We start from the raw sequence: 24878 nt of genomic DNA on the forward strand, positions 1-24878 counted from the left end.
CATCACATCGAGTAAGGCAACCCTAACCTGATGCGAGGAGCGCCCGAGCTCTCCGGCCTCCGGTGCCTCGCGCGGCGCCGTCCCGATCGCCCGCCGGCCATCCGGTCATCAGGAAGGAACCCATGTCTTCATTCGCATCCGCACGTCGCCTGGCGACATTGCCCATCGCTCTGGCGGCCACCGCCCTGATTGCGCTGACCGGGTGCGCCGCTGAACCGACGGCACCCGCGGCAGATGCCGACAGCGCGTCGCAGGCGAGCCAGTCCTGGCCCCGGGTGTTCGATAACGCCGACGGTTCCACGACCGAGATCCCCGAGCAGCCGCAGCGAGTGCTCTCCACCGCGGTCTCGGTGACAGGCACACTGCTGGCCATCGAGGCTCCTGTGGTGGCGAGCGGTTCGCAGGTGGGCGGTGTCTGGTTCGACCAATGGGCCGACATCGCCGAGGAGCGCGACGTCGAGAACCTCTGGAGCGTGGGCGAGTTCGACCTGGAGGCGGTCATGTCCGCCGCTCCCGACCTGATCGTCGTCGCGACCAGCGGGCGTGATGCGCTCACAGATCAGGTGAGTGACCTGCAGTCCGTCGCCCCGACCATCGTCGTCGACTACGGGGCGCAGACCTGGCAGGATCTCGCCGTCGAGCTGGGCGAGGCGACCGGCCTGGAGGCGGAGGCGAAAGCCGCCATCTCCGACTTCGACGATCTCGTCGACGACACAGCCGCATCCATCACTGTTCCCGAAGGGACGGCGAACGTGATTTCGTTCAACGGCCCGGGCCAGGACAACCCGATCGCGAGGAAGGGTGGCTCTCACGCAGATCTGCTGGAGTCCCTCGGCTTCACGATCGAGGACCCGGATCCGTCCTGGCACACGCAGGCACAGCAGCGCGCGGATTTCGTGTGGGCGACCTACGAGAACCTCCTTCAGCTGACGAGCAGCACGACCTTCATCCTCTCGACGGACGACAGCGGAGCGCAGGCATTCGCTGAGGACCCCGTGCTCGCGAATCTTCCGTCGGTTGCCGCCGACCGCGTGTTCGGCCTCGGGCTCAACTCCTTCCGTATGGACCCTTACAGCTCGCGAGAGATCGTCGAGCACGTGAAGGAACTGTTCTCCTGAAGCCATTCGGTCGGCCTCGCTCCCGGGCGAGGCCGACCGGTCTCGACCTCCCCCGACATCCACCATGACCACTGACATCCACTCGGCGAGCGCGCCCGGGCGTGCGACACCCCGACGTTCGGGCGCCGTGACGGGCGCCGTCCTCCTCGGCGTCCTCGTCCTCATCGCGCTCAGCTCGATCGTGGGCGTGCGCATGCTCGCACCGGGCGATCTCGTTGGAGCGGCGCTCGCCTTCGACCCCACGAACGATGCCCATCTCCTCCTACTGAGCCGGCGGCTGCCCAGGGCAGCGCTCGCGGTGCTGGTGGGTGCCGCGCTGGGCGCAGCCGGCGTCGTGATGCAGTCTCTGACCCGCAATCCGATCGCTGAGCCCGGTCTGCTCGGAGTGAATGCCGGCGCGGCCGTCGCCGTGGCCGTGTCCATCGCGGTCATGGGGATCGTCGCCCCCTTCGCGTACTTCGCCGCTGCGCTGGTGGGCGCCGCGCTCGCCGGTGCCCTGGTGATGCTGCTGGGCGGCGTGCGCCGAGGTTCCGACCCCGTCCGCCTCGTCCTCGCCGGAGCCGCCCTGTCGGTCGTTCTCGGTGCCCTCGCCCAGATCGTGATCGTCAACGGCGACGACATCGTCTTCGACCGTTTCCGCGCCTGGGCGGTGGGTTCGTTGGCCGGGCGTGACGCGGACGTCCTGTGGCCCGCGACGATCCTGATCGGTCTCGGGATCCTCATCGCGCTTCTACTGTCGCGCATGTTGGACGCCGTCTCGCTCGGGACGGAGACCGCACGTGCTCTGGGGGCTCGTCCGTCCCTCGTATGGACCTGCTCCGGGCTCGCGGTCGTCCTGCTCGCCGGCGGCGCAACGGCGGCGGCGGGTCCGATCGCGTTCGTCGGCCTCACGGCCCCCTACGTCGCTCGCCGACTCGTGGGGTCGGACCACCGCCGAGTGCTGTTGCTCGCCATGCTGCTCGGTGCGGCGCTCGTGCTCTTCGCAGACCTCTTGGGGAGAGTCGTGGCTCCTCCCGGCGAGGTGGGGGTCGGCATCATGGTCGCGATCCTCGGCGGACCCTTCTTCGTCGCGCTCGTTCGGCGCCGTCGTCTGGCTCCGCTATGAGAGAGATCACCGCGCTCCGGGCGCCGGGAGACCGCCGCGTCGTGAGGTTCGGCCGTCTCACGCTTCTCGTGCGGGCGCGCACCGTTCTCGTGGTCTCGTCTCTTCTGGTCGTCGCGCTGTCCGCCGCGGCATTCGCCATGACCGTGGGGCGCTTCCCCGTTCCGTGGGATGCGGTGCTGCCCGCAGTCTTCGGGATCGGAGAGGACCCGGTGGCCGTACGCGCCGTGCAGGGCGTCCGACTGCCGCGCGTGGTCAGCGCCATCGCAGCCGGCGCCGCGCTGGGCGTCTCCGCCTCCCTCTTCCAGTCGCTCGCGCGCAACGCGCTCGGATCACCCGACGTCATCGGATTCACCACCGGCGCGGCGACTGGAGCGCTCGTTCAGATCGTTCTGTTCGGCGCACAGCCGAGCCAGGTCGCGATCGGGACAGTCGTCGGAGGCGCGGTGACGGCCGGACTGGTGCTCGTCCTGGCGCGGCGAGGGGGCGGCGTGACGGGGCGTCAGCTCATTCTCGTCGGCATCGGCATCGGTGCGATCGCCTCGGCTGTGAACGGTCTGCTGCTCGTGCGCGGCACGATCGACGCATCCAGCCAGGCCAACCTGTGGCTGTCGGGCTCGCTCGATGCTCGTCAATGGAGCCATGCGCTACCCGTGCTCGGTGCGGTGGCGATTCTGCTCCCGCTCATCGTCGTGCTCGCACGCCGAGCCGGTCTCATGGAGCTGGGCGATGACGTCGCCGCCCAACTCGGCGTGCGCGTCGAGCGGACGCGCTTCGCGCTCATCGTCTGCGCTGTCGCCCTCGCCGCTACGGCGACGGCGGCGGTCGGTCCGATCGCGTTCATCGCGCTGTCCGCACCGCAACTGGCGCGACGGCTGCTGCGCGCCGACGGGCCTCCGATCGTTGCGGCCGCCGCGATGGGGGCAGCGCTGCTGCTCTCCTCGGACCTCGTCACCCAACTGATGCCGGTGGGCTTCGCCGTGCCGGTCGGACGGATGACGGGCGTCGTGGGCGGCTTGTACCTGCTCTGGCTGTTGCTGCCCCGTCGCGGGGCCGTTCAAGGGAGGGGATGGCGTTGACGCAAAACTCGCTGGAAGCGCGAGAACTCACGCTCGGCTATCACGAACACACGATCATCGAAGCGCTCGACGTGCTCATTCCGGAGGGCCGCGTGACGGTGATCGTCGGAGCGAATGCCTGCGGCAAATCTACGCTGCTGCGCGGTCTTGCACGCCTGCTCGTTCCGGCATCGGGGTGGGTCCTGCTCGGCGGCGAGGACATTCGTCGCATGCCGCCGAAAGTGTTGGCGCGGAGGGTGGGCTTCTTGCCCCAGACCGCGTCCGCGCCCGATGGCGTCACCGTCGCCGAGCTCGTCGCACGCGGGCGCTTTCCTCATCAGCGTCTGCTCCAGCAGTGGTCGCCGGAGGATGCGGCGGCGGTGAACGCCGCGATGCGTGCCACGGGTGTGAGCGGGCTGCGTGAGCGCGCCGTCGACGAACTGTCTGGGGGACAGCGTCAGCGGGTATGGATCGCAATGCTGTTGGCGCAGCAGACACCGGTCATGCTGCTGGATGAACCGACCACGTACCTCGACATCGCGCATCAGATGGAGGTGCTGGAACTCTGCCGTCGGCTCAACCGCGCCGAAGCGCGGACCGTCGTTCTGGTGCTGCACGATCTCGATCAGGCATGCCGCTACGCCGACCACCTGATCGTGATGCGTGAGGGGCGGATCCTCGGCAGCGGCTCTCCCGCGGATGTGATGACCGAACAGGTGCTCGCAGAGGCATTCGGGCTGCGCGCCCTGGTGCAGCCCCATCCCGTCACGGGGACACCGATGGTGGTGCCGATCGCCCCGCTGGACTCGACGGAACGGGAGAGCGTCGCATGAGCCTGTTTGCGGGATTCTCCGCAGCGCCGACCTGGATGCGCGGTGAAGCCTGGCGCCGGCCCGATTCACGCGTGGAGGAGCTCTTCTCCGGCGCTCCGATCGTCGATGCCGTGGTGATGGCGGAGGCGGCGGGTTTCGACGTCGCGTTCCGACCGGACGCCCTGACCCTCCCCGTGGACAGCGTCGGACGCGACCCTGCCCACTTGGGCCTGGACCCGATCGTGCAGACGGCGCAACTGGCCATGGCGACGCGGACGATCGGATTGATCGCAACGGTCTCCGCGACGTTCACCGAGCCTTATGCGGCCGCGCGTCAGCTGGTCTCCCTCGAGCACCTCGCACCGGGGCGGATCGGTTGGAACGTCGTCACCTCGCGAAGCGGCGATACGCAATTCTCACGGTCGAGGCCACCGAGCTCATCGGAGCGATGGCGACGTGCCGAGGAGTTCATCGACGTCGTCGAATCGCTGCGACGCGGATTCCCCGCGGACGCCTTCGTCGTGGACCGTGCCGCGTCGGTGCTGGTGGACATCGAGCGAGTGCGACCCATCGACCACGTCGGTGCGCACTTCCGGGTAGCAGGGCCGTTGCCGCTGCCGGTACCGTCCGAGCAGACCCTGCCGCTCATGGTGGCAGGTGGGGGAGAAGCCACGGTGTCATTGGCGGGACGGCGGGCCGACGCGTTGTTCGCCGCGGCGATCGAAGCCGTGGACGCCGCGACCCAGCGTGCGGCGATCCAGGACGCGGCGGTCGCCGCGGGTCGGACAGAGCGACCGCGCCTGCTCCCCGGCATCAGCCTTCTGCTTGCCGACACACGTGAAGAGGCTGCCGAGATCGAGCGCGCGACCTACCCGTCGGGCGGTGGGCGACGTACGGTCGGGCCGCACTGGTCCGTGGTGGGTACCGCCTCGGACGCCGTCGCCGCGATCGCCGCGCGAGCCCGTGCGGGCGTCATCGACGGCTTCATCGCTTTCCCGGTGGGTTCGTGGCACTCCGTCGAATTGCTGTGCGCATCCGTCATGCCGCGGCTTCGCGAGCTCGGACTCGTGGCTGTCACGCCGACCGCGCACTTTCGTCCACACGAGGTGCGCTCCTCACGCACAGAAGGATCAGAATGAGCAAAGCGGCAGACGCAGAGGATGCGGAACGTGACCTGTGGGGAACACGGATCGAGAGGGTGCCCACACTCGGTCGGCGTCTGCTCCGTGTGGTGGGCGCGCGCCATCTCGCTCCCCGTTATCGCCGGATCACCTTCCGGGCGGAGGATCTGCACGATGGGTTTCCCTTCCGTGCCTTCGCGCCGAGCGACCACGTCAAGCTGTTCTTTCCCGATCCGCTGAGCGGTCGGCTCGCCTTTCCGGTGGTCACGGACCACGGTTGGCACGTACCGCCGGAGCTCGGCACGCCGATCTTCCGCGATTACACGGTGCGCGGGTACGAACGGGAGGCGGGAGAGCTCACGATCGATTTCGTCGTGCATCCTCACGGCATCGCAGGCTCGTGGGCCGCGCGTGCGCGACCCGGGGACGAGATCGGCCAGCTCGGGCCGCGCGGAAACATCCTCTTTCCCACGGATTACCCGCACTATCTGGCGGCGGGAGATGAGACAGCGCTGCCGGCGATCATGCGTGTCCTCGAGGAGGCGCCGATCGGCTCTCGGGTCACCGCAGTGGTGGAGGTGGACGGTGCCGCTGACGAACAGCCGCTGGACGTCCGGGACGGGGTCGACGCGGACATTCGCTGGGTGCACCGTATCGGTGCGCGCGTCGTCGGCGGAGGCTGTTCGCCGCTCGAAACCGCCATCAGATCCGTGCCCCTGCCCGGCTCGGAACCCGCGTTCGTCTTCGTCGCGGGCGAAGCGACGGCGCTGACACCCATACGCCGTTACCTCCGGCGAGAGCTGGGCCTTGCGAAGGTTCGCGTGGACGTCGACGGGTATTGGAAGCAGGGCGTCACCAACCTGGATCATCACGCCGAGCTCGACGACGACTCGTAGGTCGGCGGACGCATCGCCGACGCACGGCCTACGCATACGCGCGACTGGAACGATCCGCCCGTGCGGAACCGATTCGTCGCTGTGGGCACGATGCTTGCTCTCCTGGTGCTCAGCGGGTGTGCCGGCCCGGCCGGGATCTCGTCGGCCGGACAGCTCGCCTCGGGGGACCGGCGCCAGGTCTCCGAACCCGTCGCGCCCATCCGGACCTGTGCGACGGTGTCAGCTCAACGCACCCTGACAGGCGGTGCGGGCGACGACGCCGACGAGGCTGCACCGCCCGACACCGCACGTATCCAGCAGGCGCTCGACGATTGCGCCAGGACCGACGATTCGGTCGTGGCGGTTCGGCTGGCCGCATCCGACACGCTGACCGACTTCCTGAGCGGTCCGTTGACCGTGCGCCAGGGTGAAGTCCTCCTCCTCGATTCGACGGTGACGCTCTACGGCTCACGCAATCCCGCCGACTACCAGATCGCGGGTCGAGAGACCTGTGGCACGGTGGGCAGAAGCGGCGGTGGGTGCGCGCCGCTGCTGACTCTCTCCGGTGCGCACACCGGTCTGACGTCGGCACCCGATGCGGCAGGGCGCCAGGGCCGCATCGACGGACGCGGGGGACAGACGATGTGGGGAGCGCAGCAGAGCTGGTGGGACCTCGCACAGGCGGCGAAGGGCCACGGGATGCAGAACGTGCCGCGGCTCGTCCAAGCGTCGAAGGCGGATGACGTCACCTTGCACGACATCGACCTCGTCGACGCCGCCGGCATCCATGTGTCCTTCCAGGATGCGGATGGGCTCACGGTCTGGGGCGTGCGCATCCAGACACCCGCGACCGCGCGGAACACCGACGGGATCGACCCGGCAGGAGCGACCGACGTCACCATCGCCGACTCGTGGATCATGGACGGCGACGACGGCATCGCCATCAAGGCCGGCTCAGAGCCGTCGGCGCACATCTCGATCCTCGGGAACCACTTCTTCGGAACCCACGGCATCTCGATCGGCAGCGAGACGACGGCCGGCGTGAGCGACGTGCTCGTCGCCGACGACACCGTCAGCGGCACCGACGCACTCGGCAACGCGAGCGCGGCATCCACCGGCATCCGGATCAAGAGCTCGCCCAAGGTCGGCGGCATCGTGCGGCAGGTGACGTACCGCCGCATCTGCCTAGATGCCGTCAAGGCTCCGCTCGACATCGATCCGTTCTACGGCGGCTCGAACGGTCCGAACGTCCCGCGGTTCCAGGACATCGTGGTGTCGGACCTGCGCGCCACGAACTCGCCACGGGGCGCGACCTCGGTGCTGAAAGGAGCGGACGCCGCGCATCCGCTGCGCGTGCGACTCGAGAACATCGATGTGGATGCGCGCCCGGTACAGGCCTCGGACGCGGACATCACCGCCGCCGGTGTCGTCTTCGGCGGAGCGGAGTTGAGTTCGGAGAGTTCCGACGTGCACGTCTCGGATGCGGATGCGCCGACCCCCGCCGAGGCGACGCCGTGCGTGTTCCCGTCCTATCCCGCGCTGTGACGCGAGAGGTGTGTCACTCCTTCGGAGTCGAGAGGTGTGTCACTCCTTCGGAGTGGAGACGACCCGCGGCGTCGCCGGATTCAGGAAGTCGCCGGTGCCGACCCGCGAGTGACGCCGGGAGTACGCGAAGTAGATCCCGACGCCGAGGGCGAGCCAGATGAGGAAGCGCAGCCACGTCTCGACCGAGAGGTTCAGCATCAGGTACGTGCAGATCAGGGCGGAGATGATCGGCAGCACGGGGCTCCACGGCACGCGGAAGCCGCGCTTCAGATCAGGCCGGGTGCGACGCAGGACCACGACACCGACAGACACCAGCACGAACGCCGACAGTGTGCCGATGTTGACCATCTGCTCGAGCACGCCCACGGGGGTGACACCCGCGACGACGGCGACGATGACCGTCACCACGATCGAGATGACCCACGGGGTGCGCCAGCGCGCGTGCACGCGCGCCAGCTTCTGCGGGAGCAGGCCGTCGCGCGACATCGCGAAGATGATGCGCGTCGCACCGATGAGCAGTGTCAGCACGACGGTCGTGAGACCGGCGACCGCGCCGGCCGAGATCACCGTCGCCATCCAGGACTGTCCGTGGTACGCGAACGCGTTGGCGAGGGCGGCGTCAGGGTCGAGGTCGCGGTACGAGACCATGCCGGTCACCACGAGCGCGACGGCGCAGTAGAGGATCGTGCAGATGATGAGCGAGGCGATGATGCCGATCGGCATGTCGCGCTGCGGGCGCCGCGTCTCCTCCGCCGTGGTGGCGACGACATCGAACCCGATGTAGGCGAAGAACACGAGCGCTGCGCCGGCGAGGATGCCGCCGACGCCGAACGTGGCCGGCTCGATGCCGGAGAGGAACTGCAGGAGCGGCTGCGTGAGGCCGGAAGCGGATGCGGTGCTCTCGGCCGCCGGCACGAACGGGGTGTAGTTGGCCGGATTGACGAACATGAGACCCGCGACGATGACGAACAGCACGATGAAGAGCTTCACCGCGACCAGGACGAGATTGACCCGCAGCGACTCCTTGATGCCGATCGTCATCAGGGTGCCGAGGACCAGGACGAGCAGGATGGCCGGCACGTCCACCACGCCGCCGTGCGAGAGCCGCTCCGGGAGCACGATGCCGAGCTGTTCGAGGAAGGCGCCGAGGTACGCGCTCCATCCCTGCGCGACCACGCTCGCTCCGAGGAACATCTCGAGGATGAGGTCCCATCCGATGATCCAGGCGAAGAACTCGCCGAGCGACGCGTACGAGAACGTGTACGCCGAACCCGACACCGGCACGGTCGAGGCGAACTCGGCGTAACACATGGCCGCGAGGGCGCAGGCGATCGCGGCGATCACGAAACTGACGACGATCGACGGACCGGCGACCTCGTGTGCGGCACGTCCCGTGAGCGTGAAGATTCCCGCGCCGATCACGACACCGACGCCGAAGACGGTGAGATCGAGCGCGCCGAGCGACTTCTTGAGGCGGAACTCCGGTTCCTCGGTGTCGGCGATGGACTGCTCGACCGACTTGGTGCGGAGAAGACTCACGTGGTGCTCGCTTTCGACGGATTCCGTGGCGTCCGGAGCCACTCAGGGAGGATAGCCGCCGTCGAGAGCGTGTGCAGGGTGTGTCCCGCCGTGTGTACAACTGCGCGCAGGAGTGGTATCCAACGGGGGGCGCGCGCCGCATCCCTCTTGCACGTCGGCGGATTTTCCCGGCTCGGGGCCGAAGCGCGGCGAAGTGATCGGGTGTGCACTGGAGACATGACCGGTTCGGGCCGCATCCCGGAAGCAGTCGTGCGTCGTGGCGGCGGCGTCGCGGTGTTCCTGGGCGTCTCGTTTCGGCGTGACGTGGCTCGTGTGGGCGCCGTTGGTGACGCAGGCGCAACAGGGCGCGCTCACCACCGTTCCGTGGACGTTCTTCTTCGGCTCTCTCGGACCGGCGTGCGCAGCCGTGGCCGCATCCGTCTGGGAAGGCGGATGGCGTGAGGTGGCGCGGTGGGCGCGGCGCGCGTTCTCCTTGCGGTTCGCTGCGCGGTGGTGGATCGCCGCGATCGGTATGCCTGTGGCCTACTTCGTCATCGGATACGGAGTCGCGACGGTGGTGACGGGGGCATGGCCCGATGCCTCGCAGTTCGGCGCGACCGACAAACTGCCCGGCCTGGCGTGGCCGCTGGTGGCTGTCGTGTGGGTCGTGACGTTCGGGCTGGGGGAGGAGTCGGGCTGGCGCGGGTGGCTCCTGCCCGCCCTCACCCGCAGGATGTCCGTCTTCTGGGCGACGCTCATCGTCGCCGCGGTGTGGATCGCCTGGCACGCTCCCGCGTTCCTCTTCAACCCCACCTACACCGCTATGGGCCCTGGGATCATCGGCTGGATGCTCGCCCTCGTGACGGGGTCGTTCCTCCTGTCGTGGATGGCGCAGGGTGCACGTTGGAGCATCGTGCCGGTGCTGATCTGGCATGCCGGGTTCGATCTGCTGACGGCCGCCGATCAATCCGCGGGCGTCATCGCGTCGACGATCAGCGCGATCGTCATGGCGCAGGGGGCGGTGTGCGCGTGGTTGCTGTGGCGAGATGCTCGCGCGCGCCGAGTGCCCGCCCCTATGCTCAGCCCATGACTGAGCCAACGCAGGAACAGCTCGAAGCCTCCGACAAGGTCGAGAAGCGCACGGTGGGCGGGGAGCTCCGCTACTACCTCAAGAACATCAAGGAGCACTGGCCCGCGGTCGTCGAGCAGCATCCGGATGCCGCCGGCCACGAGGCGTGGTGGACGCCGGACGGCAAGTTCCACGCGACCCACGAGCAGCTCCGCCGCGACGCGATGATCGGCGGCATCGTCTGAACCACTTCCCCCCGCCGTGAGTTTCGCGGGGATGAGTCGGCGCTCGGCGCGACATAGGGTGGCCGGATGGTCGATATCGAGATGCGGGCGCTCGATGGCGGCACGGTGACGCTGGGCGACGCGCGAGGACGATCGCGGCGCACCGTCGAAGTCGAGGCCTTCGAGATCGGGGTGTACCCCGTGACGGAAGAGGTCCTGGCGGAGCTTCTCGGCATCGAGGTGCGCCACCCGCGCGTGCCCGCCACACACCTGAGCTGGCTGCGCGCGGTTCGCTTGTGCAACGCCGCATCCGAGTGGGAGGGACTCGATCCCGCCTACGGATTCGACGGCGCGGAGGTCACCTGGCACCAGGATGCCGACGGGTACCGGCTCCCGACCGAGGCGGAGTGGGAGTACGCGTGCCGCGCCGGATCCACGGCCGCGCATTACGGTCCGCTGGCGGAGGTCGCGTGGACGGCGGCCGACGGAGCGGCTCGTCCTCAGCCGGTGGGCGGCAAGATGCCGAACCTCAACGGCCTCTTCGACACGCTCGGCAACGTGTGGGAGTGGTGCTGGGACCTCCTCGATCCGTCGGGCGACGACGATCGTCGGGTCTTCCGCGGCGGCAGCTTCGCGAGTGACGCGTTCAGTGCCCGAGCATCCACGCGTCGTGGCGCGCTTCCGGATGCGGGCGCAGACGACATCGGGATGCGCCTGGCCCGCGGTCCGCACGAGGCATAAGGCTTCCTCCACGCCGGCTCCGATGAGCGGCGAAAGCAGCCCGCCCCGGGCGCGGATGCGGGCGCGCGACCCGCAGCGAAACGCCTGAGCGCAGCGGCTCAGTCGCGCATCGCGTTGCCGATGTAGGAGTACTTCACGAAGACCTCCGCTGCGATCCCCGCCTCCTCGAGCACTCCCTGAACGGCAGCGAGCATGTACCGCGAGTCCCAGCCCATGTAGAGGAAAGCGCCGTCGCCGAGCTCGTCCCACTGGCCGTTCCACGCGCGGGTCTCGTACACCGGGCCGCCGCGCCGCGCGCTGAACGACACCAGATCCTCGCGGGCATCAGCCCACAGTCGCTTGAAGATGCGGTTGAACAGGGACGCGATGTCGTAGATCTCCCAGTGCTCGCCGCGGTACTCCACGTACGACCATTCCTGCTGCCAGCCCGGCGGGAAGCCGCGGCGCTTCTTCGCATCGAGGATGGGGGTCAGATCGTCGTCGTCGATGAGCACATCGGCCCTGCGGCGCCACACCGTCAAGAACCGGTCGATGAGCTCGACGGTGCGCCGGGAGATCGCGGCCGTGTTCCACGCCTCGAGGTCGGCGACGGATGCGGTCATTTCGATCCCGCTGCGGCGATACAGGCCGCGCTTGTCCGGGAACGAACGATCGAGCGCCCGCTCCGCCAGCGGCTCCTCGAGCAGCGTGAGGTTGCCCAGGGTCGCTGCCAGGGCGCGGTGACTGTTCTGCTCGTCCTCCGAGAACTCGCTCCAGGAGCGGAGGCCGTCGCCGCTCCACCCGTCGCCCGGGGCCAGCGGGACGATGTGCTCGACGTCGAGGTCTGCCGCGGAGTCGCGCCCGGCGAGGCGCGCCAGCACATAGGCCGGATGCGGCAGGGGAGTGAACTTGAGGGCGATCCGCATCCGCTCGTCGGACGGCGTGATGCGCCCGAAGGCGTGACTGAGCGCCTCGGGGCCGTCGGCGCGCGCGCGACACAGACGGGCGACGAGGCGGTCGTTGGTGAGGCCGGCGACCAGTCGCCGCAGCAGCAGCGCCTGCAGATCCTCCAGCGTCTCGATCAACGTGTCGCGGGCGATGACGCCCTGCTCGTGGTCGCGGTACGCGGCCATGACCAGCGGGAAGGTGCCCCGCCCGAACGTGCCGAGGAAGCGAAGCTGCGCGGCGACGCCTTCGTCGGCAGCGTGCGCGGGTTCGAGGAGCACGCGGTAGATCTCGGAGTAGGCCTTCCATTCGGCCGCATCCCTCTCCAGCGTCTCGGCCTCGAGCACGGGGAACTCGCCGCGGAACGCGTCGTAAACGGCGCGCGTCGTGCCGCCCGTGAGCTCGCGGCCGGTGCGCATCACGAGGTAGTGACGCCAGAAGTCCGCGATCGCTTCGCCCGTGTTCTGCTCGATCGGCAGCCAGAAGCGCTCCTCGATCGCGGTCTGCTCCGCGTGAGTGAGCCCCATGAGGATGTAGTTGTGGATCAGTTCGTGATCCCGCAGGGGTTCACCCGTCGAGTTCAGGCTCTCGAAGATCTGCTGCGCATTGGCATCGGCGCCGAGTGCGATGGCGACGTGCTCGAGGCGCTGCAGCCCCCGCCAGATCCGCGACGCCTCTTCGGGGCGGATCTGGCTGCGGAAGAACGCGTAGTTGTCGTCGAAGCGCGATGTGCGATCTGCGGCGTCGGCCTCCCGTCGGTCGAGCACCACGCTCTCGAAGACATCCGCCCACGCCCGGTGGGGGCGCAGCTTCGTCCGGTGGGTCTCGCCGCCGCGTACGAGCACGTCGTGCAGGTGCCCTGCCAATGCGGGGTCGGACTCGCGCACGGTGTGCTCGAGAGCGGCGACCAGCAGCATGAGGGTCGTGATGCGCTGCTGGCCGTCGATCAGCACGAGTTCGGCGTCGTCGGAGTCCCCGCCGCGAGACGACAGGATGGAGGCCAGGAAGTGCGTGTGCCCCTCCGGGAGATCGGCCACCTGGCGGACGTCGGCCAACAGCTGCTCGCACCCGCCGATGTCCCAGCGGTACTGCCGCTGATAGACGGGCACGACGATGGCGAGGTCGGGATCGCTGAGCCAGGCGATCGTGTTGACGGCGGTCGCATCGACGTTGGTGGCGGTGGCCATGATCCTCGATCTCGTTGCGGGCGGAGCGGGTCGCGCAGGGCGACCAGACCACTCTAGGCCGGGGCCTCGGGCCTCCCGGGTATTGCCGAGGAGCCCGAGTAGGCTGACCTTACCTGGGCCAGTAAAAACGCGCTGACCCCCCACCGAAAGGCATGATTCGTCATGGGTTACATCAAGTCCGCCGCTCTCGAGGAGACCGGCTACGTCGTCCTCGACAGCTACAACCAGGAGCTCGATCCCAAAGAGTGGCTCGACATCGAGTACAACGACTGGAAGTCCTCGGGCGACACCCGGTTCGCTCCTCTGGCCAGCGCCTTCGGCGAGATCGAGTGCAACGGGTTCTGGAACCACAAGCCGCCGCGCACCGACAAGGACGGCGTGTGGATCGACTCGCAGGTCGCCAAGGCCCCGAACCTCGTGCGCCGCGCGCAGGAGCCCGGCGCGAACGTCGGTCGCTGCCGTGTCATCGAACTGCAGCCCACCCCCTACGGCGACTGCCTCTACAACCTGCACCAGGATGACAACAACCGTCTCAACCCCGACGGGACCGGCTGGGTCGTGCGCGGGTTCTTCAACCTGACGGATGACAAGGACAGCTACTTCGTCCTGCGTGAGAACCGCACGGATCCCCGCGGCGAGGTGCGCATCGCGCTTCCCGCCGGAGCGCAGCTGATCATCGACACGCAGCGCCTCTGGCACGCTGCCACGCACAACGGCACCGACCCGCGTTACTGCCTCATCACCTCGTGGACCTCGGGCCCCGAACTCGACGCCTACATCGAGAAGTACCACGGCGTGAACCACGTCGAGAGCGTCGAGGTGCCGCAGGACGTGCTGGAGCACGGCTACGCCGAGCAGGCCCGTAAGGATGCGGCTCGCGCCGCCTACTACGCGGCCAAGGGGCAGGCGGCTGTCCAGGCCATGAGCGAGGCCTGAGACTGCTGACGACGACGGTGGCCCGGTCCGCAGTGCGGATCGGGCCACCGTTCTGCATGCCGGCGCCTGCGCGTCGCGATCCACAGGGTCGGGCGCAGGCCGCCGTGTGAACACTGTGTTGGTTTTACCCGGCGCAGCCGTTTCTTTGTGTGGCTTTGTGTTGTAATGTGTTGATCCTTCGAGGAGGATCATGTACGCAACGGAGCGCCAGGCGGCGATCGAGCGAATCTTGGACGCCGAGGGACGACTGGTCGTCGTCGACCTCGCAGAACGCTTCGACGTCACCACCGAGACCGTGCGACGCGATCTCGCGTCTCTCGAGCAGCGCGGCGTTCTGCAGCGTGTGCACGGCGGTGCCGTCGCTCACGACCGCTCCAGCACCCGCGAGACGTCGATCAGCGAACGCATCCACGAACGCAGCGACGCGAAGGGCCGGATCGCCCGCGCAGCGCTGAATCTCCTCGGCGACCGCTTCGACGGATCCGTGCTTCTCGACGCCGGCTCCACGGTCGGCGCACTCGCGCGGGAGCTGCCGTCGCACCTGGCGACGCGCGGCGGGCGAGCGGATGTGGTCACCCACTCCTTCGCCCACGCCCCTCTGCTCGCGGAACAGGACGGGATCGACCTCACCCTCGTGGGCGGTCGGGTGCGTCGCGTCACGGGCGCTGCCGTCGGGGCGACCACCGTCGCCGCCATCGACGGCCTGCGCCCCGACATCGCCTTCCTCGGCACCAACGGACTCTCCGCCGCGTTCGGTCTCAGCACCCCCGACCCTGAAGAGGCCGCGGTCAAGCGCGCAGCGGTCGCGGCCGCGCGGCGCGTCGTCGTCCTCTGTGACGCGCAGAAATTCGACCTCGAGCTGCTCGTCTCGTTCGCTCCGCTCTCGGCGCTCGACGTGCTCGTGACGGATGCGGCTCCGCCCGCCGCGCTGGCGGAGGCACTGGAGCGCGCCGACATCGAGGTGGTGCAGGCATGATCGTCACCGTCACCGCGAACCCGTCCCTCGACAGGGCGGTCTCGCTCGCCGCCCCGCTGGAGGTCGGCGAGGTGCAGAGCGCCCTCGGCGTCCGCGAGGACGCCGGCGGGAAGGGCGTGAACGTCTCCCGTGTCGTCGCCGCCGCGGGAACGGCGACACTGGCAGTTCTGCCGTTGGCAGACCAGGATCCGTACGCGGCGGCGCTCGCGCAGACCGGCATCCCCGTCAGAGCCGTGCCCGTCCACGGCCACGCCCGCGCGAATCTCACGCTCGCCGATCCGCGGGGAACGACGACGAAGATCAACCTGCCCGGGGCCGTGCTCGACTCGGAGGATGCGGACGCGCTCATCGACACGATCGTCGCGGCCACCGCGGGCGCGGACTGGCTGGTCCTCGCGGGATCCCTTCCGCCGGGCGCGGGCGACGACTTCTACGTGCGCGCGATCCTCGCCGTTCGCGCCGCGCACGGCGACGCCACGCCTCGCATCGCCCTCGACACCTCGGGTGCCGCACTCGCGGCGGCTGTGGCGGGAGCCCGCCCCGACCTCATCAAACCCAACGAGCATGAACTCGCCGAACTGACCGGCGCAGCCGCCGACACCCGCGACATCGACGGCATCATCGCGCTCGCGCAGGATCTCGTCGGACCTCGCGTCGGCGCCGCGCTGGTGACGCTCGGCGCCGCCGGTGCCCTGCTGGTCACCGAGGACGGCGTCTGGGTGGGAACGGCCCCGCGCATCACCGCGGTCAGCACGGTGGGGGCGGGCGACAGCTCCCTCGCCGGATACCTGCTGGCGGACGTTGCCGGTGCCGAACCCGCCGAGCGTCTGCGCACGGGGATGCGATACGGCGCAGCCGCCGCATCCCTGCCAGGAACCCAACCCCCGACCCCGGCGGATCTTGTGACCGCCGAGATTCCCGTGCAGCGGATCATCCGCTGACGAACCCGACCACTGGAGGTCATCGTGTCCGACACCATCACACCGGAGCTCGTCGTCCTCGACGAGGATCTCGGCGCCGACAAGGCAGCCGTCATCCGGGCCCTTGCCGCGCGCGTGGTCGCCGCGGGTCGGGCCACGGATGCCGAGGCGCTGTTCGCCGACGCCTGGGCGCGCGAAGAGAAGGATGAGACCGGCCTGCCCGGCGGCATCGCGATCCCGCACGCGAAGAGTCCCGCCGTCTCGCAGGCGTCTCTCGCCTTCGCCAGGCTGAAGCCGGCGGTGGCCTTCGGCGCCGCCGACGGCCCCGCGGATCTCGTCTTCCTCATCGCGGCCCCCGCGGATGCCGCCGAGGAGCACCTGGCCGTGCTGTCCCGCCTCGCGCGGAGCCTCATGCAGGAGTCGTTCACGAGCGAGCTCCGTCAGGCCCCCGATGCGGCGGCCGTGGTGTCCACGGTGCGTCAGGCGATCGGCGAGGAGCAGGCCGCAGCGCCCGCGGCGACTCCGGCCGCGCCCGCCGCGTCCGCCTCGCCCGCGCTCGAGGTCGACGGCCGCCCCGCGCGCATCGTCGCCGTCACCGCGTGTGCGACCGGTATCGCGCACACGTTCATGGCGGCCGACGCGCTGACCGCGGCCGGCAAGGAGCAGGGGATCGACCTCGTCGTGGAGCCCCAGGGCTCCAGCGGCTACAAGGCGCTTCCGCAGAGCGTGATCGATGACGCCGACGCGGTGATCTTCGCCGTCGATGTGGATGTGCGCGAGCCGCAGCGGTTCGCCGGCAAGCCTGTCGTGCGCTCCGGCGTGAAGCGCGGCATCGAGCAGCCCGTCGCCCTCATCACCGAGGCCCTCGCGGCGGCGAAGGATCCGAGCGGCGCACGCGTGCCGGCCGCATCCGGCGGCGCCTCCGCTGCGAGCAGCGCTCCCGCGCAGAACGAGCGGTGGGGCGCCAAGATCCAGCGGATCCTCCTCACGGGTGTGAGCTACATGATCCCGTTCGTCGCCGGCGGTGGTCTGCTGATCGCCCTGGGCTTCCTGCTGGGCGGCTACCAGGTGACTGCCGACGCCGGCAAGGTGATTATCGACAACTCGCTGTGGAACCTGCCGACGGAGAACATCACGTCGCCGCTGGGTCCGATCGGCCAGTACCTGGGCTCCGTCGCCTTCATGATCGGCGCGACGTCGATGGGCTTCCTCGTGTCGGCGCTGGCCGGTTACATCGCCTTCGCGATCGCGGACCGGCCCGGTATCGCGCCCGGTTTCGTCGCGGGTGCCGTCGCGGTGCTCATGAACGCCGGCTTCATCGGCGGCATCATCGGCGGTCTGCTCGCCGGTTTCATCGCCTGGTGGCTCGGTCGCCTGAACCCGCCGCGCTGGCTGCGGGGCCTGATGCCGGTCGTGATCATCCCGTTGGTCGGTTCGGTCATCGCCTCGGGTCTGATGATCCTCTTCCTCGGGCGCCCGATCGCGGCTCTCATGGACGCGCTCAACGTCGGCCTGACCGACCTCGCCGGCACCGGCGCGATCGTCGTCGTCGGCATCATCCTCGGCCTCATGATGTGCTTCGACCTCGGCGGCCCGGTCAACAAGGTGGCGTACGCCTTCGCCACCGCCGGTCTCGCCAGCGCATCGACCGCCGACATCCACGCCGTGCCGTTCCTGATCATGGCGGCGGTCATGGCCGCGGGCATGGTCCCGCCGCTGGCCATGGCGCTGGCGTCCACCGTCCTCGCTCGCGGCCTGTTCACCCCGGTCGAGAAGGAGAACGGCAAGGCGGCCTGGCTGCTGGGTGCCGCCTTCATCAGCGAGGGCGCCATCCCGTTCGCGGCGGCGGACCCGCTCCGTGTCATCCCCGCGAACCTCATCGGCGGCGCCGTCACCGGCGGGCTGAGCATGGCGCTCGGCGTCTCGTCGCTGGCGCCCCACGGAGGCATCTTCGTGTTCTTCGCCATCGATCCCATCTGGGGCTTCCTGATCGCGCTCGTGGCGGGGACGCTGGTGACCGCGCTGGCCGTCGTCGCGCTGAAGAAGTGGGTCGGACGCAAGGAACTCGTTCAGGCGCAGGCGGCCGCAGCACCCGTCGCGGCCTGAGAGCATAGAAGGGTAAGACGAGAGGAATCACCCATGGCAGAACGTCAGGCGAAAATCGCCAGCAGCTCGGGCCTTCACGCGCGCCCCGCCAAGCTCTTCGTGCAGGCGGTGCAGGAGAAGAAGCTCCCCGTCACGATCGCCCTCGAGGGCGGCCCCGACCTGAACGCGGGAAGCATCCTGTCGATCATCGGTCTCGGCGCCTCGCACGGCAGCGTCGTGACCCTGAAAGCGGAGGGCGAGGGGGCCGAGCAGGCTCTCGACGAGCTCGTCGCACTGCTCGAGACGGACCTCGACGCCGAGTAAGGCATCCTTCAGACGACGAAGGCGGATGCGGTCACCTCCGGGTGCCGCATCCGCCTTCGTCGTTCGTGCTCAGAGTTCGAGCGTGTCGCCCGGCTCGAGCACGACGAGCTCTCCGCCGTGCTGCTCTGCGGCCCATTTCAGACGGGCGCGGCCCATCTCCTTACCGGCGACAGAAAGCGTCATGTCGTGCGTTCCGAACACCTGGCGCGGCTTCACGGCGAGGACGAAGTCCATGGCGTCGCCGATCTTCAGCCACGGTGCACCCACGGGCGCGGCGAGCACCGTCACATCGTGGCCCTTGGGCAGCGCGTACGAGTCGCCGGGGTAGTAGAGCGTGTCGTCGACCAGGACACCCACGTTGTCGATCACCGGGATGCTCTCGTGGATGACGGCATGGCGGCCGCCGAAGAAGCGGAGCTGGAACGGCGCCACCTCGACCGTGTCTCCCGGAGCGACGACGGTGATGTCGTATCCGGGCGCGGCGTTCTTGACGCCCTCGGGCGCGTAGATGGGCAGCCCGGGATTGGCCGCGACGAGTCGGTCGATGTGATCGGCAGTCCAGTGGTCGGGATGCTCGTGGGTGATCACGAGGGCTGCGACGTTCGACGCGTCGGGCAGGGGAGTCGTGAACGAACCGGGGTCGATGATGAGCTTGCGGCCCTGCTTCTCGAGGGTGAGGGCGGCATGCTCGTGCTTGGTGATTCGCATGACGCGAGTCAACTCTTCGGGGGTCCTCGAGGCAACCCGACACGAATCCCGGCCTCGATTTGGCGCAACGCAAGACCGCATGGCATACTTGAACGGTTGCCACGGCAGCGGCCCCATCGTATAGCGGCCTAGTACGCCGCCCTCTCACGGCGGTAACGCGGGTTCGAATCCCGCTGGGGTCACCAAGAGAAAACCCCCGGTTGATCCGGGGGTTTTCTTGTTTCTCCGAAGCGCTCCGCGGCATCAGCATCTCGCGGCTCGCGTAGTGCGCGCACGACGCGGAAGCAATCCCCTCGGGTCGCATCCGGTCGCGGCATACGGTGCCGTCGTTCGACACGAACGAGGGGAGCGAGACGTGGACGTGACAGAGCGGATCGGTGAGCTGGCGATGGATGCGGGCATCCGCGTCGCGGCGGCGGAGTCGCTGACCGGCGGGCAGGTGTGCACGGCCCTCGGTGCGACGCCGGGCGCATCCGATTGGTTCGCCGGGGGAGTCGTCGCCTACACGATCGAGACGAAGAACCTCGTGCTCGGTGTGCACCTGGACATCGACCCCTGTTCCGCCGAGTGTGCGCGGACGATGGCTGCGGGGGTGCGCGATGCGCTGGAAGTGGATGCTGCCGTCGCCACGACGGGTGTCGGCGGGCCGGATCCGCAAGACGGTCACGCGCCCGGGACCGTCTTCATCGGCTGGGCGCGGGGGTCGCACGTCGGCGCGCGCGAGTTCTCCTTCGAGGGGGACGACCCGGAGCAGATCGTCGAGGCGAGCACGCGGGCGGCGCTGGAGATGCTTGCCGAGATCCTCGACGGCATGTCGGAGGACGAGGACCGCTGACGCGTCAGTGGTGCGGCACCACCGGAACGGTGCCGTCATCGCGCAGCAGGATCCCGTCCTGCACCGCACCGAGGGCCGGCGTCACCAGCACCGCGATGAGCGCGGCGGCGGCGAGCAACTGGCCGACCCGCAGATGCTGCGCGGGTACAGTGCGGTGCATGGCGGCTGCCGCACAGGCGCCGAGTGCCACGCTGAGGGTGACGCAGACCGCGACGCCCACGATGCTCGTGTGTGCAGGTTCGCTCGCCAGCAGCGACGTCGCGGCGAGCATCGCGAGCAGGGCTCCCGCTGTGACGGCGCGTGGGGCAAGGAAGCGACCGGCGCGAAGTGCCGCGACGCCCCATCCGAGTCCGCCGAGGCCGAGAGCTGCGGCACCGACTCCGAGGATCCGGTTCACCGATGTCGCGTCCGGGAGGACGACAGCGCCTGCGCCGAGGGCAGCGAGCACGAGCGCGGCACCCCAGGCGAGGGCGGCCGGCCACGGGCCGGCGAGCAATGCTGCCCGCAGGCCCGTGGCCGCGCTCGCGCGCTGCACGCTCATGCCGTGGCGATGCGCGCGCCGCGGTCGGCGCCGACGCCGATGGCCAGCAGCACGACGGCGCTGCCGAGGTGCAAGAAGTGGTCCGGGACGTTCAAGGCCAGGATGTTCGCGGCAGTGCCGACGAGGAAGAACCCGGCCACGCCGAGCAGCAGGTAGGCGGCGCCCACGACGGTGTTCACCGTCTTGGCAGCACGGACGTTCGCGAGACCCGCGACCAGCAGTGCCGCACCGATCAGGAGGTGGGCGACGTTGTGCAGCGGGTTCACGGCGAAGATGCCGAGAAGAAGCCCGCCCTCGGTGGCGAGGAAGCCGACGCCGCCGGTCACGGCGAAGCCGAGGAGGCCGACGAGGAGATAGACCGCGCCGAAGACGGTCGCGACGATGCGGTTCGGGGAAGAGCTCATGATGACCTCCGGTGTGAGGAGGACGCGACCGTGTGCCGCATCCATCACTTGTTCGTGACGGGGTCGAGAACGGATGGGAACACTTTCAGGCCGCTCACAGAAACGGGGCGCCGCTCCCGAAGGAACGACGCCCCGTGCGCGCGGTGGTCAGTTGAGCAGACCACCCAGATCGAGGTCGGAGGTGAGTCCGTCGACGAGATCGCCCACCTGCGTGCCGATGTCGCCGACAGATCCGCCGACCGACGTCTCGGGGGCGACAGGCGCGTCGATACCGGTCTCGTTGCCGGAGCCGACCGGCGCATCGACAGGAGCCTGCACGTCGTTACCGGAGGCGACCGGCGCCTGCAGGTCGTTACCCGACGCGACCGGCGCCTGGTTGCCGGAGAGCACGTCGCCCACGATGGGGCCCTGGATCACGCTCACGTCGCCGACGGAGGTGTCGGGGGCCACGGATGTCTCGGGGGACACGGAGGCATTTCCGGCCTCGATCGCGCTCGTCAGCCAGGTCTGCGCGGCTTCGACCGGGGCGCTCAGCGTCGTGGTGAAGGTGGACCAGTCGCCCTCGCGGGGCTCATCGGCCGAAGCCGGCAGCGCGAAGCCGGCGACAGCGATCGCTGCAGCGCCCGCTCCCGCCGCGGTGATGATTGCCAGACGGTTCTTCGTGTTCGTACGCATCGATATCTCTCCTTGTTTTCCGTCTGCGACCTTTCGGCCGCACACAGGTCATCCGAAGCCGAGGCTCGATCGGATGGGAGGAAACATCTCAGGTCGTGATGGCGAACATCGCGTCGCTGGTGGGCAGACCGCTGGGGGAGCCGCCCGCGGCCTCCACGGTGACAGCGATCACGTCGCCCGGCTGGAACGTGCCGTCGAGCTCGGAGACGGCGTCGTTCGCCGAGAAGGTGCCCGCTGGAAGAGGGGCGCCGTCGCGGATGAACCACATCTCGAACGTCTTGTCGCTCTCGAGCGTCGGCATGCCGTCCGTCACGAGCACCGCCCGACCCGTGGACGCGGACCAATGCGCCGTCGCGGAGGCGCCGTCATCGAGGGTCACGCTCGCGGACTGCGCGTCGGGGGCGTCTTGGATCTGCTCCAGCGCGACCTGAGCGCCGTCTACCGGGTTCAGCAGGCGCCCGAGCGACAGGCCGCCGATGCCGAGCGCGAGGATGAAGGCGAGCGAGGCGGCGAGTGCGAACCACATCCGCGATCGGGCGCGGCGTGGGGCGGGGGCAGGCGGCGTATCGATGACCGGCTCAGTGTGACCGGCAGATCGGGGAGCTTCCTGCGGGAGCGTGGCGATTCGAGCCAGCAACGCGTCGCGCACCTGCGGACGGGGTACCACGTCATCTGCGCCGTCGGCAAGGGCGGCTGCGGTGTCGAGCTCGGTGGCTACGATCGTGTTCCAGGCCGGATGCGCGGCGAGGAGCTCCTGGAAGCGAGTCTCGTCTTCGGCGGAGAGCGCGTTCAGGGCATGGCCGGCCGCGAGGTCGCGGAACTCTTCTTCTTCCATCACTGCACCCCCATCCTCGTTCGCAATCTGCTCAGTCCATCACGCATGCGTGTCTTCACGGTTCCCAACGGCGCCCCGACGAGCGCGGCGATCTCGGTCTGAGAGTAACCGCCGTAGTAGGCGAGGACGATCGCCTCACGCTGCGCTTCGGGTAGCCCGGCGAGCGCCTCGGAGACGCGCCCGCCCTCGATCTTCAGTTCCACCGTCTCGGCGACGCCGTCATATGCGACGTCGAGATCGCGAAGGCCGACACGTGCATCACGATCAGCGCTGGCCTGCGACGCCCGCACGCGGTCGACGGCTCGGCGGTGCGCGATGGTGAGAACCCACGACCTTCCTTGTCCCTTGTTCGGAGCGAAGCGGGAAGCGGATTGCCAGATCTCGAGGAAGACCTCTTGCAGCACCTCCTCGCTCTGCGAAGGGTCGACGAGGACGCGACGGATGAGGCCGAACATGCGCGGCGACAGCATGTCGTACAACTGCGCGAAGGCGTTCTGATCGCCCCCGGCGATCGCGGCCAGCAGCGTCGCCACATGATCGATTCCCTCCGAGCCGTCCTCGGGAACCTCGACGCCGTCGATCACCACATTCACCAGCATGCCTTATCGCGCTCGCAACACCCTGCGGGCGCGCGGCGGACGAAACCGCGTGGTAGGGCAGGGCTTAGCGGGGTTCGTGAGCGTCAGCCGGGCTTTCGGGGGCCGGAGCGGCATCCCGCGATCGGCGGAGGCGCTGCGCGCGACGCAGGCGTCGCATTGCCCACACGATCACGACCGCGACGGCGATGACCGCGAGCCACGGCAGAAGGAAGCCCAGCCCGATCACGATCCCGTTCACAGTCGCGACCAGCCCCGCCCACCCCGCGGCGATCCCGTCGCCGAAGCCGGCGGGATCCGCGTGAGGCGCTGCGTCCTTCGGAGCGAGAGTGACCGTCAGCGTCGACATCGCGACCTGATCCTCGAGCATCTCGAGCTGCTGTCGGTCCGCATCCAGCGCCGCCTGTCGGTCGGCGAGTGCGGACTCCGCGGCGATCAGATCCGCGACCGATGCGGACTGCGCGAGCAGTTCGGTCAGACGTGAGACCGACGTCTCCTGCGCCGCGATCCTCGCACGCAGGTCGACAGCCTGGTCCGTGACGTCGAAACGGTCCACCGACGATGCCGACACCGTCCCGAGCGCTCCGACCTGATCGATCACATCCTGCAGCCGCTCCGCGGGGACCCGCACGGTGATCGAGCTCTGCGGGGGCGCCGGGTACGCCGGGTCCGTCGTGGTCGGAGCGCCGGCGATGCTCGCCGATGAGACGTATCCCTGCGCACCCGTCACGATCGCGGTGATCTGCTGCTGCGCAGCCGCGGGGTCGTCCACGGTCATCTGCAGCCAGCCCGACGCGGACACCTCGCGTCCCGCATCCGTCGCCCCGGACCTGCTCGCGTCGGCGCTGCCCGCCGCGCCCTGGACCACGAGGGGACCCGTCTCCGCCTGCTCGGTCACGGGCGCGTCGGAGAGTGACACCGGGTTGGTCATCTCCGGTCCACGACCGCCGAGGACGACGGGGGAGACGACCGCCGCCAGCGCGACGACCGCGACACCGGCGGCGGCGACGGCCCACCCGCCGCGACGTCGCGCCCGTCGGCGCATCCGGTCGAACGCGAGGTCGCGTTCGATGCCTCGCTCGATCCGGTCGACCTGCTCTGCGGACGGCCCCTCCGGCAAGGACAGATCCTGCCGCTGCTCCCGGTCGTCGATCGTCATGATGCGTTCCCCTCCTGGACGGTGCCGCGCAGGCGGCTGCGGATGCGGGAGAGACGGTTGCGGACGGCGCCGTGGGTCAGACCCAGCTCGGCGGCCGCGGCATCGTAGGCGTAGCCGTGCGCGGCGCACAGGACGAAGAGCTCGCGATCGAGATCGTCGAGTCTCGCCACCTCCCGGGCGACGCGATCGGCCAGCTCGGAGTCGATGACCGCCTGCTCCACGTCGATCGGCGACGGCATGCGGTCGTCGAGCGGCGCACCGACGTGTTCGCGCTCGCGACGCAGCGCACGCAGGCGGTTCGCGCACACCAGGCGACAGATCGTCGCGAACCAGGGGAGAGCCGAGGCTCCCTCCAGCCGGAAGCCGTGAAGCTTCCGCCATGCCGTGACGAACGTCTCCTGCGCCGCATCCTCGGCGTCCGCGGTCGTCGGCAGCAGGATCGCCGCGATGCGGTAGACCGCGTCGATGTTGCCGCGATACAGCGCACGGAAGGCCTCGTGGTCTCCGTGCGACGCGCGCGCGATCAGCTCCCCATCGCTGGTCATCGTGCCCCAATCCCTCAGCGCCGGACACGCCGACGTCTTCTCTCA

The 24878-nt window shown here is 69.3% G+C and carries 26 protein-coding genes and 1 tRNA gene; 17 read left to right on the plus strand and 10 right to left on the minus strand.

Features of this window, described 5'->3' with window-relative positions; genetic code table 11:
* The first annotated feature begins 122 nt into the window (after window positions 1-122).
* The 7 genes from fepB (at window position 123) to QE374_RS00335 (ending at window position 7631) form a co-directional block, all read left to right on the plus strand.
* A complete protein-coding gene (gene fepB, locus QE374_RS00305; protein WP_309731206.1) occupies window positions 123-1118 on the plus strand; it encodes a Fe2+-enterobactin ABC transporter substrate-binding protein in 996 nt (331 codons plus the stop codon).
* 64 nt (window positions 1119-1182) lie between these two features.
* Window positions 1183-2223 (plus strand): iron ABC transporter permease, encoded by a 1041-nt coding sequence (locus tag QE374_RS00310; protein ID WP_309731208.1) that lies wholly within the window; start codon window positions 1183-1185, stop codon window positions 2221-2223.
* Window positions 2220-3299: an iron chelate uptake ABC transporter family permease subunit gene (locus tag QE374_RS00315; protein WP_309731210.1), complete on the plus strand. Its 1080-nt coding sequence runs from the start codon at window positions 2220-2222 to the stop codon at window positions 3297-3299. Before QE374_RS00310 ends, QE374_RS00315 begins: the two co-directional genes overlap by 4 nt.
* Entirely contained in the window at window positions 3290-4111 is an 822-nt protein-coding gene (locus QE374_RS00320) for an ABC transporter ATP-binding protein (protein ID WP_309731212.1), read from the plus strand. The genes QE374_RS00315 and QE374_RS00320 overlap by 10 nt, the downstream gene beginning before the upstream one ends.
* Window positions 4108-5229, plus strand: a complete 1122-nt coding sequence (locus QE374_RS00325; RefSeq protein WP_309731214.1) for an LLM class flavin-dependent oxidoreductase — start codon at window positions 4108-4110, stop codon at window positions 5227-5229. The genes QE374_RS00320 and QE374_RS00325 overlap by 4 nt, the downstream gene beginning before the upstream one ends.
* Window positions 5226-6107, plus strand: coding sequence for a siderophore-interacting protein (locus tag QE374_RS00330; protein WP_309731216.1), 882 nt, complete (start codon window positions 5226-5228; stop codon window positions 6105-6107). The genes QE374_RS00325 and QE374_RS00330 overlap by 4 nt, the downstream gene beginning before the upstream one ends.
* Window positions 6108-6167: 60 nt before the next feature.
* Window positions 6168-7631 carry a glycosyl hydrolase family 28 protein gene (locus QE374_RS00335; protein ID WP_309731218.1) on the plus strand — a complete coding sequence of 488 codons (1464 nt, stop codon included), beginning with the start codon at window positions 6168-6170 and terminating at the stop codon, window positions 7629-7631.
* A 39-nt stretch (window positions 7632-7670) separates the two neighbouring features.
* Here the strand turns inward: QE374_RS00335 and QE374_RS00340 are convergent, their stop codons facing one another.
* Complete coding sequence (locus tag QE374_RS00340; RefSeq protein WP_309731220.1) at window positions 7671-9170, minus strand: amino acid permease; 1500 nt, start codon at window positions 9168-9170, stop codon at window positions 7671-7673.
* A gap of 298 nt (window positions 9171-9468) precedes the next feature.
* On the opposite strand from QE374_RS00340, the gene QE374_RS00345 reads away from it, so the two are divergent.
* From QE374_RS00345 to QE374_RS00355, 3 genes are all read left to right on the plus strand, one after another.
* Entirely contained in the window at window positions 9469-10239 is a 771-nt protein-coding gene (locus tag QE374_RS00345; RefSeq protein WP_309731221.1) for a CPBP family intramembrane glutamic endopeptidase, read from the plus strand.
* Window positions 10236-10463 (plus strand): hypothetical protein, encoded by a 228-nt coding sequence (locus tag QE374_RS00350; protein ID WP_309731223.1) that lies wholly within the window; start codon window positions 10236-10238, stop codon window positions 10461-10463. Before QE374_RS00345 ends, QE374_RS00350 begins: the two co-directional genes overlap by 4 nt.
* Window positions 10464-10529: 66 nt before the next feature.
* A complete protein-coding gene (locus tag QE374_RS00355; protein ID WP_309731225.1) occupies window positions 10530-11183 on the plus strand; it encodes an SUMF1/EgtB/PvdO family nonheme iron enzyme in 654 nt (217 codons plus the stop codon).
* Between the two features lie 98 nt (window positions 11184-11281).
* Here the strand turns inward: QE374_RS00355 and QE374_RS00360 are convergent, their stop codons facing one another.
* Window positions 11282-13294 carry a DUF262 domain-containing protein gene (locus QE374_RS00360; protein ID WP_309731227.1) on the minus strand — a complete coding sequence of 671 codons (2013 nt, stop codon included), beginning with the start codon at window positions 13292-13294 and terminating at the stop codon, window positions 11282-11284.
* Between the two features lie 162 nt (window positions 13295-13456).
* Here QE374_RS00360 and QE374_RS00365 point away from each other — a divergent pair, with 162 nt between their 5' ends.
* The 5 genes from QE374_RS00365 to QE374_RS00385 all read left to right on the plus strand — a co-directional run bounded on the left by QE374_RS00365 (window position 13457) and on the right by QE374_RS00385 (window position 18535).
* Window positions 13457-14230: a hypothetical protein gene (locus tag QE374_RS00365; RefSeq protein WP_137417202.1), complete on the plus strand. Its 774-nt coding sequence runs from the start codon at window positions 13457-13459 to the stop codon at window positions 14228-14230.
* Between the two features lie 190 nt (window positions 14231-14420).
* Entirely contained in the window at window positions 14421-15206 is a 786-nt protein-coding gene (locus QE374_RS00370; RefSeq protein WP_309731229.1) for a DeoR/GlpR family DNA-binding transcription regulator, read from the plus strand.
* Window positions 15203-16147, plus strand: a complete 945-nt coding sequence (locus QE374_RS00375; protein WP_309731231.1) for a 1-phosphofructokinase — start codon at window positions 15203-15205, stop codon at window positions 16145-16147. Before QE374_RS00370 ends, QE374_RS00375 begins: the two co-directional genes overlap by 4 nt.
* Window positions 16148-16171: 24 nt before the next feature.
* A complete protein-coding gene (locus QE374_RS00380; protein WP_309731233.1) occupies window positions 16172-18232 on the plus strand; it encodes a fructose-specific PTS transporter subunit EIIC in 2061 nt (686 codons plus the stop codon).
* Window positions 18233-18265: 33 nt separating this feature from the next.
* Window positions 18266-18535, plus strand: a complete 270-nt coding sequence (locus QE374_RS00385) for an HPr family phosphocarrier protein (protein ID WP_309731235.1) — start codon at window positions 18266-18268, stop codon at window positions 18533-18535.
* Between the two features lie 69 nt (window positions 18536-18604).
* Here QE374_RS00385 and QE374_RS00390 read toward each other — a convergent pair whose 3' ends face one another.
* On the minus strand, window positions 18605-19243 hold the full coding sequence (locus QE374_RS00390) for an MBL fold metallo-hydrolase (protein WP_309731237.1): 639 nt from the start codon (window positions 19241-19243) through the stop codon (window positions 18605-18607).
* A gap of 109 nt (window positions 19244-19352) precedes the next feature.
* On the opposite strand from QE374_RS00390, the gene QE374_RS00395 reads away from it, so the two are divergent.
* Together QE374_RS00395 and QE374_RS00400 are read left to right on the plus strand one after the other, a co-directional pair.
* Window positions 19353-19428 (plus strand) — tRNA-Glu (locus tag QE374_RS00395).
* Between the two features lie 170 nt (window positions 19429-19598).
* Entirely contained in the window at window positions 19599-20078 is a 480-nt protein-coding gene (locus tag QE374_RS00400; RefSeq protein WP_309731238.1) for a CinA family protein, read from the plus strand.
* Window positions 20079-20082: 4 nt separating this feature from the next.
* Here the strand turns inward: QE374_RS00400 and QE374_RS00405 are convergent, their stop codons facing one another.
* The 7 genes from QE374_RS00405 to QE374_RS00435 all read right to left on the minus strand — a co-directional run bounded on the left by QE374_RS00405 (window position 20083) and on the right by QE374_RS00435 (window position 24833).
* Window positions 20083-20619 (minus strand): hypothetical protein, encoded by a 537-nt coding sequence (locus tag QE374_RS00405; protein ID WP_309731241.1) that lies wholly within the window; start codon window positions 20617-20619, stop codon window positions 20083-20085.
* Window positions 20616-21023, minus strand: coding sequence for a DUF4383 domain-containing protein (locus QE374_RS00410; RefSeq protein WP_274285516.1), 408 nt, complete (start codon window positions 21021-21023; stop codon window positions 20616-20618). Before QE374_RS00410 ends, QE374_RS00405 begins: the two co-directional genes overlap by 4 nt.
* Before the next feature lie 147 nt (window positions 21024-21170).
* Complete coding sequence (locus tag QE374_RS00415; RefSeq protein ID WP_309731244.1) at window positions 21171-21698, minus strand: hypothetical protein; 528 nt, start codon at window positions 21696-21698, stop codon at window positions 21171-21173.
* An 88-nt stretch (window positions 21699-21786) separates the two neighbouring features.
* A complete protein-coding gene (locus tag QE374_RS00420; protein ID WP_309731246.1) occupies window positions 21787-22533 on the minus strand; it encodes an anti-sigma factor in 747 nt (248 codons plus the stop codon).
* Window positions 22533-23132, minus strand: a complete 600-nt coding sequence (gene sigK / locus QE374_RS00425) for an ECF RNA polymerase sigma factor SigK (protein ID WP_309731248.1) — start codon at window positions 23130-23132, stop codon at window positions 22533-22535. The genes QE374_RS00420 and sigK overlap by 1 nt, the downstream gene beginning before the upstream one ends.
* A gap of 64 nt (window positions 23133-23196) precedes the next feature.
* Window positions 23197-24288, minus strand: a complete 1092-nt coding sequence (locus QE374_RS00430) for a DUF4349 domain-containing protein (protein ID WP_309731249.1) — start codon at window positions 24286-24288, stop codon at window positions 23197-23199.
* Window positions 24285-24833, minus strand: coding sequence for an RNA polymerase sigma factor (locus tag QE374_RS00435; RefSeq protein ID WP_309731251.1), 549 nt, complete (start codon window positions 24831-24833; stop codon window positions 24285-24287). The genes QE374_RS00430 and QE374_RS00435 overlap by 4 nt, the downstream gene beginning before the upstream one ends.
* Between the last annotated feature and the right edge of the window lie 45 nt (window positions 24834-24878).

The sequence above is a fragment of the Microbacterium sp. SORGH_AS_0428 genome (assembly GCF_031453615.1).
Classification (GTDB): domain Bacteria; phylum Actinomycetota; class Actinomycetes; order Actinomycetales; family Microbacteriaceae; genus Microbacterium.